Source organism: Kitasatospora sp. NPDC088264 (assembly GCF_040685715.1).
GTDB lineage: Bacteria > Actinomycetota > Actinomycetes > Streptomycetales > Streptomycetaceae > Kitasatospora.
Genome location: NZ_JBFBIR010000007.1, coordinates 96,057 through 109,507, shown reverse-complemented (window position 1 = coordinate 109,507; position 13,451 = coordinate 96,057). Strand labels below are relative to the sequence as shown.

At 75.2% G+C, this 13,451-nt stretch carries 14 protein-coding genes; 6 read left to right on the top strand and 8 right to left on the bottom strand.

Going from position 1 to position 13,451, the window contains the following annotated elements; all coding sequences use genetic code 11:
- Positions 1-2 precede the first annotated feature (2 nt).
- The 5 genes from AB0O82_RS08480 to AB0O82_RS08460 form a co-directional block, all read right to left on the bottom strand.
- Positions 3-2,027, bottom strand: coding sequence for a FixH family protein (locus AB0O82_RS08480; protein WP_363581476.1), 2,025 nt, complete (start codon positions 2,025-2,027; stop codon positions 3-5).
- 13 nt (positions 2,028-2,040) lie between these two features.
- Entirely contained in the window at positions 2,041-2,562 is a 522-nt protein-coding gene (locus AB0O82_RS08475) for a copper chaperone PCu(A)C (RefSeq protein ID WP_363581474.1), read from the bottom strand.
- On the bottom strand, positions 2,559-3,227 hold the full coding sequence (locus tag AB0O82_RS08470; protein WP_363581472.1) for an SCO family protein: 669 nt from the start codon (positions 3,225-3,227) through the stop codon (positions 2,559-2,561). The genes AB0O82_RS08475 and AB0O82_RS08470 overlap by 4 nt, the downstream gene beginning before the upstream one ends.
- Before the next feature lie 79 nt (positions 3,228-3,306).
- Positions 3,307-4,062 (bottom strand): YcnI family protein, encoded by a 756-nt coding sequence (locus tag AB0O82_RS08465; protein WP_363581470.1) that lies wholly within the window; start codon positions 4,060-4,062, stop codon positions 3,307-3,309.
- A 224-nt stretch (positions 4,063-4,286) separates the two neighbouring features.
- Positions 4,287-5,117, bottom strand: coding sequence for a hypothetical protein (locus AB0O82_RS08460; protein WP_363581468.1), 831 nt, complete (start codon positions 5,115-5,117; stop codon positions 4,287-4,289).
- Between the two features lie 229 nt (positions 5,118-5,346).
- Here AB0O82_RS08460 and AB0O82_RS08455 point away from each other — a divergent pair, with 229 nt between their 5' ends.
- Entirely contained in the window at positions 5,347-5,985 is a 639-nt protein-coding gene (locus AB0O82_RS08455) for an ATP-binding protein (protein ID WP_363581466.1), read from the top strand.
- Positions 5,986-6,088: 103 nt separating this feature from the next.
- Here AB0O82_RS08455 and AB0O82_RS08450 read toward each other — a convergent pair whose 3' ends face one another.
- Positions 6,089-7,087 (bottom strand): LAETG motif-containing sortase-dependent surface protein, encoded by a 999-nt coding sequence (locus tag AB0O82_RS08450; RefSeq protein WP_363581464.1) that lies wholly within the window; start codon positions 7,085-7,087, stop codon positions 6,089-6,091.
- Between the two features lie 208 nt (positions 7,088-7,295).
- Between AB0O82_RS08450 and AB0O82_RS08445 the strand changes: the two genes are divergently transcribed.
- Together AB0O82_RS08445 and AB0O82_RS08440 are read left to right on the top strand one after the other, a co-directional pair.
- Entirely contained in the window at positions 7,296-7,526 is a 231-nt protein-coding gene (locus AB0O82_RS08445) for a hypothetical protein (protein WP_363581462.1), read from the top strand.
- Between the two features lie 30 nt (positions 7,527-7,556).
- Positions 7,557-8,885 carry an amidase gene (locus AB0O82_RS08440; protein WP_363581460.1) on the top strand — a complete coding sequence of 443 codons (1,329 nt, stop codon included), beginning with the start codon at positions 7,557-7,559 and terminating at the stop codon, positions 8,883-8,885.
- A gap of 7 nt (positions 8,886-8,892) precedes the next feature.
- On the opposite strand, the gene AB0O82_RS08435 is transcribed toward AB0O82_RS08440, so the two are convergent.
- The gene (locus AB0O82_RS08435; protein WP_363581458.1) at positions 8,893-9,534 is read right to left on the bottom strand and encodes a TetR/AcrR family transcriptional regulator; all 642 of its coding nucleotides are present in this window, start codon (positions 9,532-9,534) and stop codon (positions 8,893-8,895) included.
- A gap of 174 nt (positions 9,535-9,708) precedes the next feature.
- On the opposite strand from AB0O82_RS08435, the gene AB0O82_RS08430 reads away from it, so the two are divergent.
- From AB0O82_RS08430 to AB0O82_RS08420, 3 genes are all read left to right on the top strand, one after another.
- A complete protein-coding gene (locus tag AB0O82_RS08430; protein WP_363581456.1) occupies positions 9,709-10,575 on the top strand; it encodes an alpha/beta hydrolase in 867 nt (288 codons plus the stop codon).
- Positions 10,572-11,192, top strand: coding sequence for a TIGR03086 family metal-binding protein (locus AB0O82_RS08425; RefSeq protein ID WP_363581454.1), 621 nt, complete (start codon positions 10,572-10,574; stop codon positions 11,190-11,192). Before AB0O82_RS08430 ends, AB0O82_RS08425 begins: the two co-directional genes overlap by 4 nt.
- Positions 11,193-11,548: 356 nt before the next feature.
- Positions 11,549-12,370, top strand: a complete 822-nt coding sequence (locus AB0O82_RS08420; RefSeq protein WP_363581452.1) for an integrase — start codon at positions 11,549-11,551, stop codon at positions 12,368-12,370.
- 87 nt (positions 12,371-12,457) lie between these two features.
- Here the strand turns inward: AB0O82_RS08420 and AB0O82_RS08415 are convergent, their stop codons facing one another.
- Positions 12,458-13,408, bottom strand: coding sequence for a pirin family protein (locus tag AB0O82_RS08415; RefSeq protein WP_363581450.1), 951 nt, complete (start codon positions 13,406-13,408; stop codon positions 12,458-12,460).
- Between the last annotated feature and the right edge of the window lie 43 nt (positions 13,409-13,451).

Here is a 13,451-nt window from a genome sequence, read left to right as displayed (position 1 = left end):
GGTCAGCCGATCTTGAACTGCTGGGTCGGGGTGGTCTGGTCGATGTCGGAGGAGCGGATCTGCACCGACACCACCCAGGTGCCGGCCAGCGGCAGCTGCGCGGTGCCGCTCCAGCGGCCGGTGCCCTCCGGGGTGAGCGCCACCGGCAGCGGGCCGAGGTCGCGGTCCGGCAGGGTGAAGGCGAGCTGCACCTCGGGGACGTCCACCGGCTGCCCGTCCGCGCCGGTCAGCGCGAGGTGCACCTCGTTCGGACCGGTCCGGGCCGGGTTGAGGGTGACGGTCGCCGTCCCCTTGGCGTTCGGGGTGCGGCCCTTGGTGTCGTACGGGAGCTTGAGCTCCACGGTGCGGCCCGGCTCGGTCTGCGGGGCGGGCGCGCCCCCGGCGGCCGGTCCGGCGGCGGGTGCGGCGGCACCGGCCTTGACCTCGCTCGCCACCCGCCCGGGCGGGGAGTTGGTGAGCATCGTGGTGACCACCAGCACCGCCACCGCGACCAGTGCCTCGACCAGCACCGAGCGGCGCAGCCCGGCCCGGGTCGGGGTCAGTCCGCGCTCGCGCCCGGCGCTCTCCCGGGCCGCCTGCTGGCGGGCCAGCTGGGCCTGCCGGAGCGGGTCCTCGGAGTGCGCGGCGGCGACGCCGACCGGCTCCGGCACAGCGGCCGGCTCGACCTCCGCCGCCTCGGCCGGGGCCGCGCGCAGCCGGGCCAGCCAGGTGCGGGAGAACCAGGCGGCGCCGAGCATCACGGCCACGCAGCCGGTCTTCACCAGCAGCAGCCGCCCGTACTCGGTGCCGGTCAGCGCGCCCCAGCTGCCGAGGCCGCGCCAGGACTGGTAGACGCCGGTGGCGGCCAGCACCGCGACCGAGCCGAAGGCGACCTTCGAGAAGCGGTCGACGACCTGCGCGCCGACACCCTCGCGCAGCGCGACCAGCAACGCGGCCAGGCCGCCCAGCCAGAGCGCCATCGCGATCAGGTGCAGCATGCCGAGCGGCAGCGACAGCCAGACCTGGATGCCGACCGAGGCGTGGTCGGCGCCGACCCAGGTCGCCGCCAGGGCGATCGAGAGCACCAGCCCGGCGACGCCGAGGCCCAGCCGGGCCTCGCGCTGAGGCCGCTCGGCGGCGCGCTGCTCCAGCTCCCGCAGCTCGGCCTCCTCGGCCTCCTCGTCGCTCGCGCCTCCGGCGCTCCCCGTGCTCCCCGTGCTCCCGGCGCCGCCGGGCCGCACCGCCGGCCGGGCCGGCTGCCCCAACTGGCCGACCAGCAGCGACAGGAACACCCCGCTCGCCGCGAGCAGCAGCAGCCGGGCGGCCAGCGCGGTGCCGATCCGCTCGTCCAGGGTGGCGCGCACCAGCGACAGGTCGAGGGCCTTGCCGATCCCCGAACCGCGCTCGTACGGGCCGCGCAGCATCAGCACCGCGACGGTGGAGGCCAGCAGCGCCGCCCAGCCGGTCATCAGCAGCCGCTGCATCCGGCGCCGGGCGGCGCCCTCCGGCCAGCAGATCAGCACGAACGCGGCGACGCCGGCGAGCAGCGCGAACGCCGCGTACGCGACGGTGCGCCCGGTGCCGTAGAGGGCGGAGACCAGGCCGTCGGCCTTGGCGCCCTGGAGCGCGGTGGCGGACACCGAGGTGTCCGAGGGCGCGCCGATGGAGAAGGTGAACGCGCCGCCGATCGGGTGCGAGTCCTCCGAGACGGCCCGCCAGGCGACGGTGTACGTGCCGTTGGCGAGCCCGCTGTTCAGTCCGACCCGGGCGGTGTCCGCCTTGCCGTCGGCGTGCCCGGGGTTGCCGGTGTCCACCGCCTTGCCGGCCGGGTCGAGCACCCGCACCGAGTCGCTGGACAGCGACACGGACTCGCTGAAGGTCAGCGTGACCGCCTGCGGGGCGGTGGCGACCACCGAGTTCTGGTGCGGGTCGGTGGACTCCAGGGTGGCGTGCGCGGCGGCCGGTCCGGCGCCGGCGAGCATCAGCGCGAGCAGCGCGCCGAGCGTCCCGAGCAGTCCGGCGATGCGGCGGTGGGCGGCCTTCTCCATGCTGGCGGTCCCCTTAACTCTGGCCGGGGCGGTAGGTGAGCTCCTTGACCGGCACCTTGACCGACAGGGTGCCGGACTTGGCGAAGGTCAGGTCGAGCTCCAGCTCGTCGCCGAGGGCGGGGGCCTTCTGCCATCCCATGATCATCAGGTGGGTGCCGCCGCGGGCGAACTCCAACGCGCCGTGCGCGGGCACGTCCAGGCTCGGGACCTGCTCCATGCTCGACGGGGTCGAGCGGTGCATGGTGACGGACTCGGCGCCCGGGCTGCTCACCTTGACCAGCTGGTCCTGCCCGCCGTCGTTGCGGACGGTCAGGTAGCCGGCGGCCATCCCGCCGGCCGGGGGCAGCGGGATGTAGGAGTCGGCGACGCTCAGCTTCGCCGCCCCGCCGCCGGCACCGCCCTGACCGCCTGCCCCGCAGGCGACCAGGATGGCGCCGCCGCCCAGGGCCGTCGCCAGTACCGCGCCCGTGAGCGCCGTCCGTCGGAAGCCGAGGGTCGCGCGGCCGGCCGGGGCGTGGCCGGTCGAGGCCTTCATGCCGCGACCCCCTTGGCGAGCAGCGGCAGGTCGTGCTCGTAGGTCTTCTCCTCGGTGCCGCTCAGGTAGAGCACGTGCGCCTTGTCGTCCGAGGGGAGGAAGGCCAGCACCTGCGCGCCGTGGGTCGAGGTGACGGTGCCGTCCGCGTTGACCACCGGGTCCTCGATCATGATGCCGAGCGACCTGGCGGCCGTCTTCACCTTGGCCAGGTCGCCGGTCAGGCCTATGAAGTCGCTGCCCATCGAGTCCAGCCAGGTGCGCAGCACCTTGGGGGTGTCGCGCTGCGGGTCGGTGGAGACGAAGACGACGTTGACCTTCTGCCGCTCCTCGGCCGGGAGCGCCTTCATCGCGACGCCGATGTCGCCCATGGTGGTCGGGCAGACGTCCGGGCAGCTGGTGTAGCCGAAGAACAGCAGCGTGGTCTTGCCGTTGGTCTGCTGCCGCAGGTCGTACGGCTGGCCGGAGGTGTCGGTCAGCTGGAGGTCGGGCTTCTCGAAGTTCTTGGTGAGCACCGTGCCCTGGTACGGCGAGTCGGACTTCTGCTGGACGACCTTGGCGGCGGTCGAGCCGCCCCCGGAGGAGCCGCAGGCGGTCAGCGTCAGGGCGGCGGCGAGCGCGACGGCGGCCGCGCCGGCCAGGCGGGTGGTGCGGGTGGTGCGGAGCATGGGAGATCCGATCGTGCGGGGTGGGACCGCCGGCGGGACCGTACCCGGGGCGTGGGTACGGCCCCGCCGGCGGGGTGGGTCAGGAGGCGGAGCCGCTGCTCCGGCGGCGCAGGCCGAGCACGCCGACGGCGGTGCCGATCACGCCGACCACGATGCCGACCACGCCGAGCACCCGGGCGGTGGAGTCGCTGGACTTGGCGCCGGCCGGGGCCGCGGCGTGGTCGGAGCTGTCGCCGTGGGCGCCCGCGGAGGGGGAGGCGGTGACGCCGCCGTGGGCGTCCTCACCGGCGGCGGCCTTGGTGAGCTTCAGGACGGGGGCCGGGTGGGCCGGCTCGGGCTGGCCGTCCTTGGACTCGTCGATCCAGCGGACGATGTCGCCGTTGTCGTAGGTCTGCAGGGTCTTGAAGACCATGCTGTCGGCGTCGGACGGCAGCGGGCCGATCGAGACCCGGAACTCCTGGAACTGACCGGGGGCGATCTTGGTGCCGGCGTCGGCGGTCCAGGTGATCTTGGAGACGGCCTCGTTGACGTCGCTGCCGTGCACCTTGATCGGCTTGTCGAGCTTCGCCTTCTCGACGGTCGCGGTCCAGCCCGGCAGCGGCAGGGTGCGGACGGAGGCCAGCGGGTGGTCCAGCGGGAGGTTGACCTCCAGCTTCACCGTGCCGGCGGCGTCGCTCTCGTTCGGCACCCGGAAGTCGACGGCCGTGTAGCCGCCCTGGGCGGCCGCACCCGGGTTCACGGTGACGTGCGCGAACGCGGGACCGGCCAGCGCCACCACGGAGGCGGCGGCGGTGAGGGCGACGGCGGCGAGACGGCGGGTGGGAAGGGAACGCATGATGCGGTGTCTCCGATCGGAGCTCGGCGGACCGGCCCGCGTCCGGGCGACGGGAAGACCGTGCCTCGGCGGGGCCGCGCGTGGGGACGTGCTGGGGACGTGTGGGGGCGGAACCGGGGGCCGTCGGCGTGTCGGGGACACACGGGATGTCGGGGACACGCGGGACCGGCCCGGGACGCTGCGCACGACCGGGGCCCGACACGAACGGGGCGCCAGGAGCCGGATCAGTACGCGAAGGCCCCGAGCGGCGGACCGCGCCGCACCACGCTGTGCCGCAGCGCGGCACCCGCCGGAAGCGGACTCTCCCCGCCCCGGACGCCGAACCGGCGGGCCGGACCGGCCGCGCCGAACAGGCCGCGCAGCAGCGCCGCCACCAGCACCAGCGCCGACCGCAGCGGCGCCGCCCAGTGCTCCCGGGCCGCCGACGCGGTCACCCGCACCAGCCGCCACAGCGCCGCCTCACCGCGCCGCAGCCACCAGCCCGCGACCAGCGCGGCGGCCAGGTGCCCGGCCAGCATCGACGGCGTCATCCCGAACACGCCGCCCTGCCACCACGGGGCGACGGCGTACGCGTTCGGGTCCAGGCCCGCCGAGGAGACCAGCTGCTCGGCGGTCGGGCTCCCCGGCAGGCCGGCCAGCGTGCCGGGGCGCGCCTCGTTGCAGATCAGCCGGCCCGCCACGGTCGGCAGGGTCAGCGGACCGGAGCCGCCGTGGTGCATGCCGGCCATGCCGCCGATCGCGGCGTGGCCGTTGAAGCTGTGGAACAGGCAGTGCAGCCCGAGCTGCCCCGCGCCCAGCGCACCGGCGATGGCCGTCAGCGAACGCTCCCGCCCACCGCAGGCCACCGCGAGCACCAGCACCGCGGCGAAGCCCGTCGCCAACGCGGCCGGCGGCACGTTCCCGCCACCCGCCAGGGCGTGCCCGGCGGCCGCTATCAACGTGCACACCAGGGCGAACGGGACGGCCCGGGCAAGCCGCAGGTCCCAGGCGGCGGCCCCCACCGGCGCATCCGGTGCGAGGGCGCCCGGGAGCGGGGCGGCGGGGAGGGCAGTCATGGCCGAGACATCATCTCACCGCCTACCTCGCCCGCGTGGGCAGGGTGGGAAATCCCTACGAATGCCCCGTTCGGCAGCGGCGTGCAGGCCGGCGAGTGCGCCACTCGGCACAATCCACGGCCTCAGTCCATCCGCCGAACGGGCGGCAGCGGGCCCCGGGCACGGTTCACCGCCGAATCGCCCGGAGATACCTAGTTGTATGTGGAGCCGCAGCCAGGAGGGACCTCCCGTGGACATCTGGTGGACTCTGCACCTCAAGCGCGACCCGGCCAGCGTCCCGCTGGCCCGGCGCATCCTGCTCGGTGCCATGGCGACGGCGGGCGTCGACCCGCAGATCGCCCACGACCTCGGCGTCGCCCTCAGCGAGGCCTGCGCCAACGCCGTCGAGCACGGCGCCTGCGGGCGGCCCGACGGCGGCTTCCAGGTCACCGCCTCGATCAGCGGCGACCGCCTGCGGATCGAGGTCACCGACTCCGGCCCCGGCCTTCCCGGCCCCGTCGGCACCCCCGCCCCGGCGGTGCGCCGCCGCCCCGTCCCCCCGCCGCCGCCCCGCCCGGCCGCGCACCGCCGCCCCCGCCGCGGCCGCGCCACCGTCCCGGCCCGCGTCCTCACCGCCCACCAGCCCCGGCGCGACGGCCACCCCTACGACACCCACGTCCTCCCCGCCCGCCCCGCGGCGCCCACGCTGCGCCCCGTGGACCTCGACACCCTCCCGGACCTCACCGCCGAATCCGGCCGGGGCCTCTTCCTCATCCACGCCCTCACCGACCACGTCCAGCTCCGCAACCACCCGCTCCGGGGCGCCATCGTGAGCTTCGACAAGATCCTCAAGTGGCAGGACGGCGCCTTGTTGCGGGCAGCGTCCTGACACGGCGAACCGATGACGACGGACTGATACGACGAACTGATACGACGAACGCCGGGGGCGCGGACCACGGTCCGCGCCCCCGGCGTTCACCCGGGTGCAGGGGTCAGCTGTGCGCGCCGGCCTTGCGGCGGCGCAGGACGAACACGGTGCCGGCGCCGGCCGCCAGGACGGCGGCGCCGCCGAGGGCGATCGGCAGGGTGTTGGAGTCGGCGCCGGTCTCGGCCAGGTGCGGGCCCGCCGACGGCGAGGCGGAGGCCGAACCGTGGCCGGCGGCCGCGGGGGTGCTGCTGGCGCCACCGGCCTCGGCGACCCGGAACTTGCCCTCGAAGGGGTTGTAGAACTGGGTGCAGGCGTTCGGCTTGTCGTTGGCCGGGGTGGGCACCTTGTCGTTGTCGAACGCGTCGGAGCCGGCGTCGTAGTTGGCGCCGTAGTTCCCGACCGGGGCCTTGGCGGTGGCGGCGATCCGGACCTGGTAGGTGATCTTCTCGCCCTTGGCCAGCTTGATGTCCGGCGACTGGAGGTCGCGGTCGTCGAGCTTTGCGGGCTTCCAGCCGGAGCCGGTGTTCAGCTGCACGTCGAAGAACTCGGTGCTCCACTGGACGGGGTAGTCCCCGTCGAACTCGTCGGTGACGTAGAGCGAGTTGTGGACGACGGGCAGATCGACGCCGCTGTTGTTCTGCCAGGTCACGCTCAGCTCGGCGGCCGGTCCGCCCTTGACCAGGGTGGTGCCGTACAGGCCGGAGCCGGTGACCTTGAGCAGCGGGCTCTGGTAGACGCCGCCGTGGCATCGCATGCTGTTGGTCGGGGTCGGCATCGGCAGGGTGGACGGCCGGTTGGTGGGGGTGGCCGTCGCGGTGTGGCTGGGGGTGGTGCTCGGAGTCGCCGTGGCGGGGGCGCTCGGGGTGGTGCTCGGGGCCGGGGTGCTCGGCGCGGGGGTGCTCGGCGCGGGGGTGCTCGGCGCGGGGGCGCTCGGGGTGGCCGTGCTGGAGGTGGGGGGCGGGGAGGAGGGGACTCCGACCGCACTCGCGCTGACGGCGCCGACCGTGGTGCCGAAGGAGAGCGCCATCAGCGCGGACGCGGCCAGAAGGCGAGAAGAGCGCACGTTGAGAAGCTCCAGATTGGGGTAAATGGGGTTGATTTCGGGCGACTTGAGACCTCCGGCAGGGCCGTCGGCGCTGGTCGCGCCCGCGAACCCTACCGGTTGCGGATGGCTGGTTTCGATCGGATTTGGCGCTAAGTGATCGATGCTGCCCAGCACGCCTGTTCGGCCACCGGTTGCCGGGGTGGCCGGAGGGCCGGACGATGGCCGCATGAAGCACCAGATGCGAGCCGAGTACGGGTCCGGGGGTGCGACCGGCGGGGTGCGGTTGTGGCACATGGTCCGGGGGGCGGAGAGCGTGGCGATGTGCGGCCGGGAGCTCGACCCGGGCGCGCAGGTGCGGGAGCCGGTGGACTGGGGCAAGACGCCGGAGCTGTGCTGCCACACCTGCGGGGCGTACTACCTGCGCGAGACGCCGTACCTGTCGGCCGAACACCAGTAGCGCGCCAACGGGTGGTCTACCGTGATCGGCATGGAGCAACCCCTCGCCCGGCCACGGTCGTTGACCCGTGAGGCCGCCGGGCTGCGGTCCGGCGTACCGGGCCTGTCCGAGCACGTCGACCGGTTCTGCGGGCTGGTCGAGCGGGTGGATCCGTTGATCCACGCGTTCGTCCCGGAGCCGGGGCGGCACGAGCGGCTGCGCGCGCAGGCGCGGGCGCTGGCCGCGCGGTACCCCGAGCCGGCCGGGCGGCCGCCGCTGTACGGGGTGACGGTGGGGGTCAAGGACATCGTGCACGTGGACGGGCTGCCCACGCACGGCGGTTCGGCGCTGCCGCCGGGGGTCCTGGCGGGGCCGCAGGCCGTGGTGGTGGACCGGCTGCGGGCGGCCGGGGCGCTGGTCGCCGGCAAGACGGTGACCGCCGAGTTCGCGGCGAGCGCGCCAGGACCGACCCGCAACCCGCACCATCCCGGGCACACCCCGGGCGGCTCCAGCAGCGGGTCGGCGGCGGCGGTCGCGGCGGGGCTGGTGCCGCTGGCGGTCGGCACCCAGACGGTGGGATCGGTGATCCGGCCGGCCGCGTACTGCGGGGTGGTGGGCTTCCGGCCCACGTACGGGCGGATCCCGATGGCCGGGGTGATCCCGAACGCGCCGAGCTTCGACACCCTGGGGGTGTTCACGGCCGACCTGGCCGGGGCGGCCCTGGCGGCTGCACTGCTCTGCGACGACTGGCGGGGCGACGACTGGCGCGGCGGGCCGGCGGCCGGGGGCCGGCCGGTGCTCGGGGTCCCGGACGGCGCGTACCTGGAGCGGGCCGAGCCGGCGGCGCTGCGCGTCTTCGAGGAGAGCCTGGAGCGCCTGGCGCAGGCTGGCCTGACGGTGCGCCGGGTGCCGCTGTTCCCGGACTTCGCCGGGATCACCCGGCAATTGCAGACGATCAACCGCTTCGAGCTGGCCCGCGGCCACGCCGACTGGTTCGCCCGGTTCGGCGGCCTGTACCGGCCGGAGACGGCGGCGAGCATCCGGGTCGGCCAGGGCGTCGCGGCAGAGGACCGGGCGGCCGCGCTCCAGGCCCGGGAGCGGTTGCGCGAGCGGGCCGCCCGGGCGACCGCCGAGGTCGGAGTGGACCTGTGGCTGGCGCCGTCGGCGACCGGCGGGGCGCCGGAGGGCCTGCACACCACCGGGGACGCGGTGATGTCGCTGCCGTGGAGCTACCTGGGCCTGCCCGCGCTGAGCCTGCCGGCCGGACGGACGGCGGAGGGGTTGCCGCTGGGCCTCCAGGTGGTGGGCGCGGCGGGCGGCGACGAGCGGCTGCTGGCCCAGGCGGCTTTCCTGGAAGGGGCGCTGGGCGGAAAAGCCTAGGAGCCTGCTAGGCGAGCGCCGGGTCGGCCGGGTCGGTGGCCTCGGCGCGCAGCAGGCGCAGCAGGAGGCGGCCGGCCCGCTGGTAGGGGGTGTCCTCGTCGTGCAGCACGGCCTGCGAGTTGGCCGTCTCCAGGAGGGCGATCAGGGCGAAGGCGAGGTCGTCGAGGTCGGTGCCGGGCCGCAGGCCGCCGGTGGCGCGGGCCTCGGCGAGGGCGTCGGCGATCACCTGGCGCCACTCGCGGGCGCAGTCGGCGAGGGCGTCCCGGACGGCGCCGGGGCGGGCGTCGAACTCGGCGGTGACCTCGTAGAAGAAGCAGCCGCCGGGGAAGACCCGGGCCCGGGAGTAGGCGAGCCAGCTCTCGCAGAGGGCGCGGGCCCGGGCGAGGCCGGGCGGGGTGTCGGCGACCGGGGCGACGACGGCGTCGGCGAAGATGCGGCGGGCGGCGCGGACGGTGGCGAGCTGGAGCTCCTCCTTGGAGCCGAAGCCGGCGAACACGCCGCTCTTGCTGAGCCCGAGGTCGGTGGCGAGGCGACCGATGGAGAGCGCGCCGAGGCCTTCGACGGAGGCGATCGCGACGGCGCGGTGCAGCACCGCCCGGCGGGTCTCCTCGCCGCGCAGGACCCGTCCGTCCGTGGTCGATCCGGCCATCGGCCACCTCAGTTCTCGTCGTCGCCGTCGCCGTCGCGGTGCGTGCCGCCAGGGTAGCCCGGGGGCGGGCGGCGGACTTCCCGCCCATGAAACTGCACGAACGGTCGTGCTAATATCCGGGCCCAGTACGGCCCCGCACCCCGGCACGCCCGTCCGCACCGACAGGGAGACCGCATGGACCCGGCCCTCGCACTGGTTCGCACCGCCCTCAACACCACCTCGCACCTGGCGCCCCGGCTGGCCGGCCGCGCCGCGTACGAGCTGTTCCAGCGTCCGCTGCGGCGCAGCGCCGTCCGCCCCGCCGAGCGGGAGACCCACCGGCAGGCCGCCGTCGAGCGGATCACCGTGAACGGCAAGGACGTCGTCGTCTACCGCTGGGGCGACGGCGCCCGGCCGGTGCTGCTGATGCACGGCTGGCGCTCCCGCGCCTCGCGCTTCGCCCCCTACGTGCCCCGGCTGCGCGCGCTCGGGCTGAGCCCGGTCGCCTTCGACGCGCCAGGCCACGGCGACTCCGGCGGCCGGGCCACCACGGTGCTGGAGTACCGCGCCATCGCCGGGCAGCTCCAGGACGGCTACGGCGGGTTCGAGGCGATCGTGGCGCACTCGCTGGGTGTGGCCGGGGCGTTCCTGGCGCTGCGCGAGGGGGTCCGGGCCGGGCGGCTGGTCGCGCTCGCCGGGGTCAGCGAATTCGCCTACCTGCCGGGCGCGTTCTGCGCCGGGCTCGGCCTCGGCCCGGTGATCGAGCGGGACCTGCGGCACCGGATCGAGCACGAGCTGTTCGCCGGCACCGAGGACCCGTGGCGGCGCTTCGACGCCGCGCACCGGCCCGAGGAGGTGTCGCCGCCGATCCTGGTGGCGCACGACGAGGGCGACGACGTGGTCGGAATATCGCACGCGCGGCGCCTGAAAGCCGCGTACGGTGACCGGCTGGAACTACTGGTCACCCGAGGGCTCGGCCACCGCCGGATCGTCGCCGAGCCCACCGTCATCGACAACGCGATCGGCTTCCTGTCGGCCGGTCAGGAGGTCAGCGCCGCATGAGCCGTGCCGGAGAGCTCGTCGAACTGCACGCCCGGTCCCTGGAGTTGGCCGCCGAAGTGGTGGACGGTCTGCGGTCGGACCAGCTGGAGCTGCCGAGCCCGTGCGCGGGCTGGACGCTGCGCCGGCTGATGGAGCACATCGTCGGCCAGCACCAGGGCTTCGCCGCGGCCGCCCGCGGCGCCGGGCCCGACCTCGCGCTCTGGGCCGACGCCCCGGTCGGCGACGACCCGGCGGGCGCCTTCCGCCGCACGGGCGCCGAGCTCACCGAGGCGTTCCGCGAGGCCGTGGCGGCCGGGCGCGAGGTCTGGCTGCCGGAGATCCAGCACGGCGGCCCCTTCCCGCTGGCGCACGCGGTCGGCTTCCACCTGCTCGACACCCTGGTGCACGGCTGGGACGTCGCGGCCGCGCTCGGTGTCCAGGCCCCGTTCACCGCCGTCGTGGACGGCGACGAGGCGCTGGCGGCGACCCTGCTGGCGGTCGCCGGGGCCGTCCCGGCCGCGCCGGAGAACCGGGTGCCGGGCAAGGCGTTCGCGCCGCGCCTCGAACCGGGTGCGGCGGGCGGCCGGTTCGACCGCGCGCTGGCCCTGCTCGGGCGTGACCCGGCCTGGAAGGCCTGAAGCTTTCGGGTGCGGGCGGGCGCAGGCCTGGCGTCAGGCGTGCCGGCCGCCGCGCTGTTCGTCGGGGAAGCGCGGCCCGCCGATCAGGAAGAGCAGCGCGGCGGTCGGAAAGCCGGTCGAGGCGGCCACTAGCACGATGAACTCCCAGAACATCTCCTGCTCCTCGTCAGTCCCGGGCCGCCCGGACACCCGAAGGTGATCCCAAACCTGACAGGCCCTGATTGGCCGAATTGTCCGGTCGCTATTCGACGGTATGACCGGATTGCCCCGGCTGCCACCGGGCGGCGGGGACCGGCCCGCGCCACACCGGCGCAGGGGTCTGGGCGCGGGCCGGGGGCGGCGGCCACACTGTCGGGATGCAGCTACAGCTCGCAGGGGAAGCACGGCGGCCGGACCGCGAGAGCGAGGACTTCGCGGCGGCCTCGCCGGAGGCGCTGGTACTGCTGGACGGTGCGAGTTCGCCGGCCGGCCTGGAGTCCGGGTGCCGGCACGGAACCGCCTGGTACGTCCGCCGGTTGGGCGTGCACCTGCTCGCCCGGCTCACCGACCGGGTGGACCGCTCGATCGCCGAGTGCCTGGCCGACGCCATCGTGGAGACGGCCGCGCTGCACGGCGGCCGCTGCGACCTGGGCCACCCCAACACCCCCGCGGCCATGGTGGTGGCGGCCCGCCGGCACGGCGAGTCGCTGGAGTACCTGGTGCTCGGCGACTCGCTGCTGGTGCTGGAGTACAAGGACGGACCGCCGAAGGTGATCGGGGACAACCAGCGCTTCCCCGGTGGGGAGGAACTGCGCCGGCAGGTCTGGGCGACCGTCCCCGGCTCGGCCGAGCGGGCCGCGCTGCATCTGGAGTACGCGCTGGCCGTCCGGTCCGCCCGCAACCGGGGCAACGGTCCGTGGATCGCCGCGGCCAGCCCGAAGGCGGCCGGGCACGCGGAGACCGGCTTCGTCCGGCTGGAGCGGCTGCACGCGCTGGCCGCGCTCACCGACGGCGCCTCGCGCTTCACCGAGCGCTTCGGGCTGGGGAGTTGGGCGGACGCGCTGCGGCTGCTCGCCGAGTCCGGTCCGGGCGAACTGATCGCGCAGGTCCGCGAGGTCGAGCGGGCGGACGCCGCCTGCGAGCGCTGGCCGCGCGGCAAGGCGCACGACGACGCCTCGGCCGTCTACGCGCTGCTGTAGCGCGTAGACGGCCGAGGCGCCGGGGGCGGTGCGGTCACCGAGCTGGTGCCGTCACCGAGGGCGGTGCGGCCGCCCGGGATGGTGCCGTCAGTCGATCGGGTGGCCGAACCGGCCGGACTGGAAGTCCCGCATGGCCTGCTCCAGTTCGCGGTGGCTGTTCATCACGAACGGCCCGTACCAGGCGACCGGTTCGCGGATCGGCTGCCCGCCGAGCAGGATCACGTCCAGGTTGGGGTGGCGGGAGTCCTGCTTGGTGTCGGCGGTGATGGTGATGGTGTCGCCCTCGCCGAACACGGCCGCCTGCCCGGTGTGGACCGGGCGGCCCTCGGCGCCGACGGTGCCGTCGCCGTTGAGGACGTAGGCGAGCGCGTTGAAGTCCGGCCGCCACGGCAGGGTGACCTGCGCGCCCGGGGTGATGCTGGCGTGCAGCAGGGTTATCGGCGTGTGGGTGACGCCCGGGCCCCGGTGGCCGTCCAGCTCGCCCGCGATCAGCCGCAGGATCGCGCCGCCGTCCGGGGTGGAGAGCAGCTTGACGTGGCCGCCGTGGATGTCCTGGTAGCGCGGGGCGGCCATCTTGTCGGAGGCCGGGAGGTTGACCCACAGCTGGATGCCGTGGAACAGGCCGCCGGTGGCCACCAGCGACTCCGGCGGGGTCTCGATGTGCAGGATGCCCGAGCCGGCCGTCATCCACTGGGTGTCGCCGCCGCCGAGGTGGCCGCCGCCGCCGTGCGAGTCCTTGTGGATGAACTCGCCGTCGATCAGGTAGGTGACCGTCTCGAAGCCGCGGTGCGGGTGCCAGGGCGTGCCCTTGGGCTCGCCGGCGGCGTACTCCACCTCGCCCATCTGGTCCATCATGATGAACGGGTCGAGGTACTTGGTGTTGATCTTGGCGAAGGCGCGGCGGACCGGGAAGCCCTCGCCTTCGAAGCCCTCGGGTGCGGTCGCGACGGTGAGGACCGGCCGGGCGCTGGTGGCGGCGGGGTCCGGGGTGGCGACGCGCGGCAGGGTCAGCGGGTTGTCGACGGTCACGGCGGGCATGTCGGCCTCCTTCGGGGGGTTCCTCTGGCCTACGTCCACGAGG

What these genes read in the sequence shown, in the direction of transcription:
- AB0O82_RS08480 (WP_363581476.1), bottom strand. Translation starts at nt 2,027, where the DNA reads ATGGAGAAGGCCGCCCACCGCCGCATCGCCGGACTGCTCGGGACGCTC.
- AB0O82_RS08475 (WP_363581474.1), bottom strand. Translation starts at nt 2,562, where the DNA reads ATGAAGGCCTCGACCGGCCACGCCCCGGCCGGCCGCGCGACCCTCGGC.
- AB0O82_RS08470 (WP_363581472.1), bottom strand. Translation starts at nt 3,227, where the DNA reads ATGCTCCGCACCACCCGCACCACCCGCCTGGCCGGCGCGGCCGCCGTC.
- AB0O82_RS08465 (WP_363581470.1), bottom strand. Translation starts at nt 4,062, where the DNA reads ATGCGTTCCCTTCCCACCCGCCGTCTCGCCGCCGTCGCCCTCACCGCC.
- AB0O82_RS08460 (WP_363581468.1), bottom strand. Translation starts at nt 5,117, where the DNA reads ATGACTGCCCTCCCCGCCGCCCCGCTCCCGGGCGCCCTCGCACCGGAT.
- AB0O82_RS08445 (WP_363581462.1), top strand. Translation starts at nt 7,296, where the DNA reads ATGAAGCACCAGATGCGAGCCGAGTACGGGTCCGGGGGTGCGACCGGC.
- AB0O82_RS08440 (WP_363581460.1), top strand. Translation starts at nt 7,557, where the DNA reads ATGGAGCAACCCCTCGCCCGGCCACGGTCGTTGACCCGTGAGGCCGCC.
- AB0O82_RS08435 (WP_363581458.1), bottom strand. Translation starts at nt 9,534, where the DNA reads ATGGCCGGATCGACCACGGACGGACGGGTCCTGCGCGGCGAGGAGACC.
- AB0O82_RS08430 (WP_363581456.1), top strand. Translation starts at nt 9,709, where the DNA reads ATGGACCCGGCCCTCGCACTGGTTCGCACCGCCCTCAACACCACCTCG.
- AB0O82_RS08425 (WP_363581454.1), top strand. Translation starts at nt 10,572, where the DNA reads ATGAGCCGTGCCGGAGAGCTCGTCGAACTGCACGCCCGGTCCCTGGAG.
- AB0O82_RS08420 (WP_363581452.1), top strand. Translation starts at nt 11,549, where the DNA reads ATGCAGCTACAGCTCGCAGGGGAAGCACGGCGGCCGGACCGCGAGAGC.
- AB0O82_RS08415 (WP_363581450.1), bottom strand. Translation starts at nt 13,408, where the DNA reads ATGCCCGCCGTGACCGTCGACAACCCGCTGACCCTGCCGCGCGTCGCC.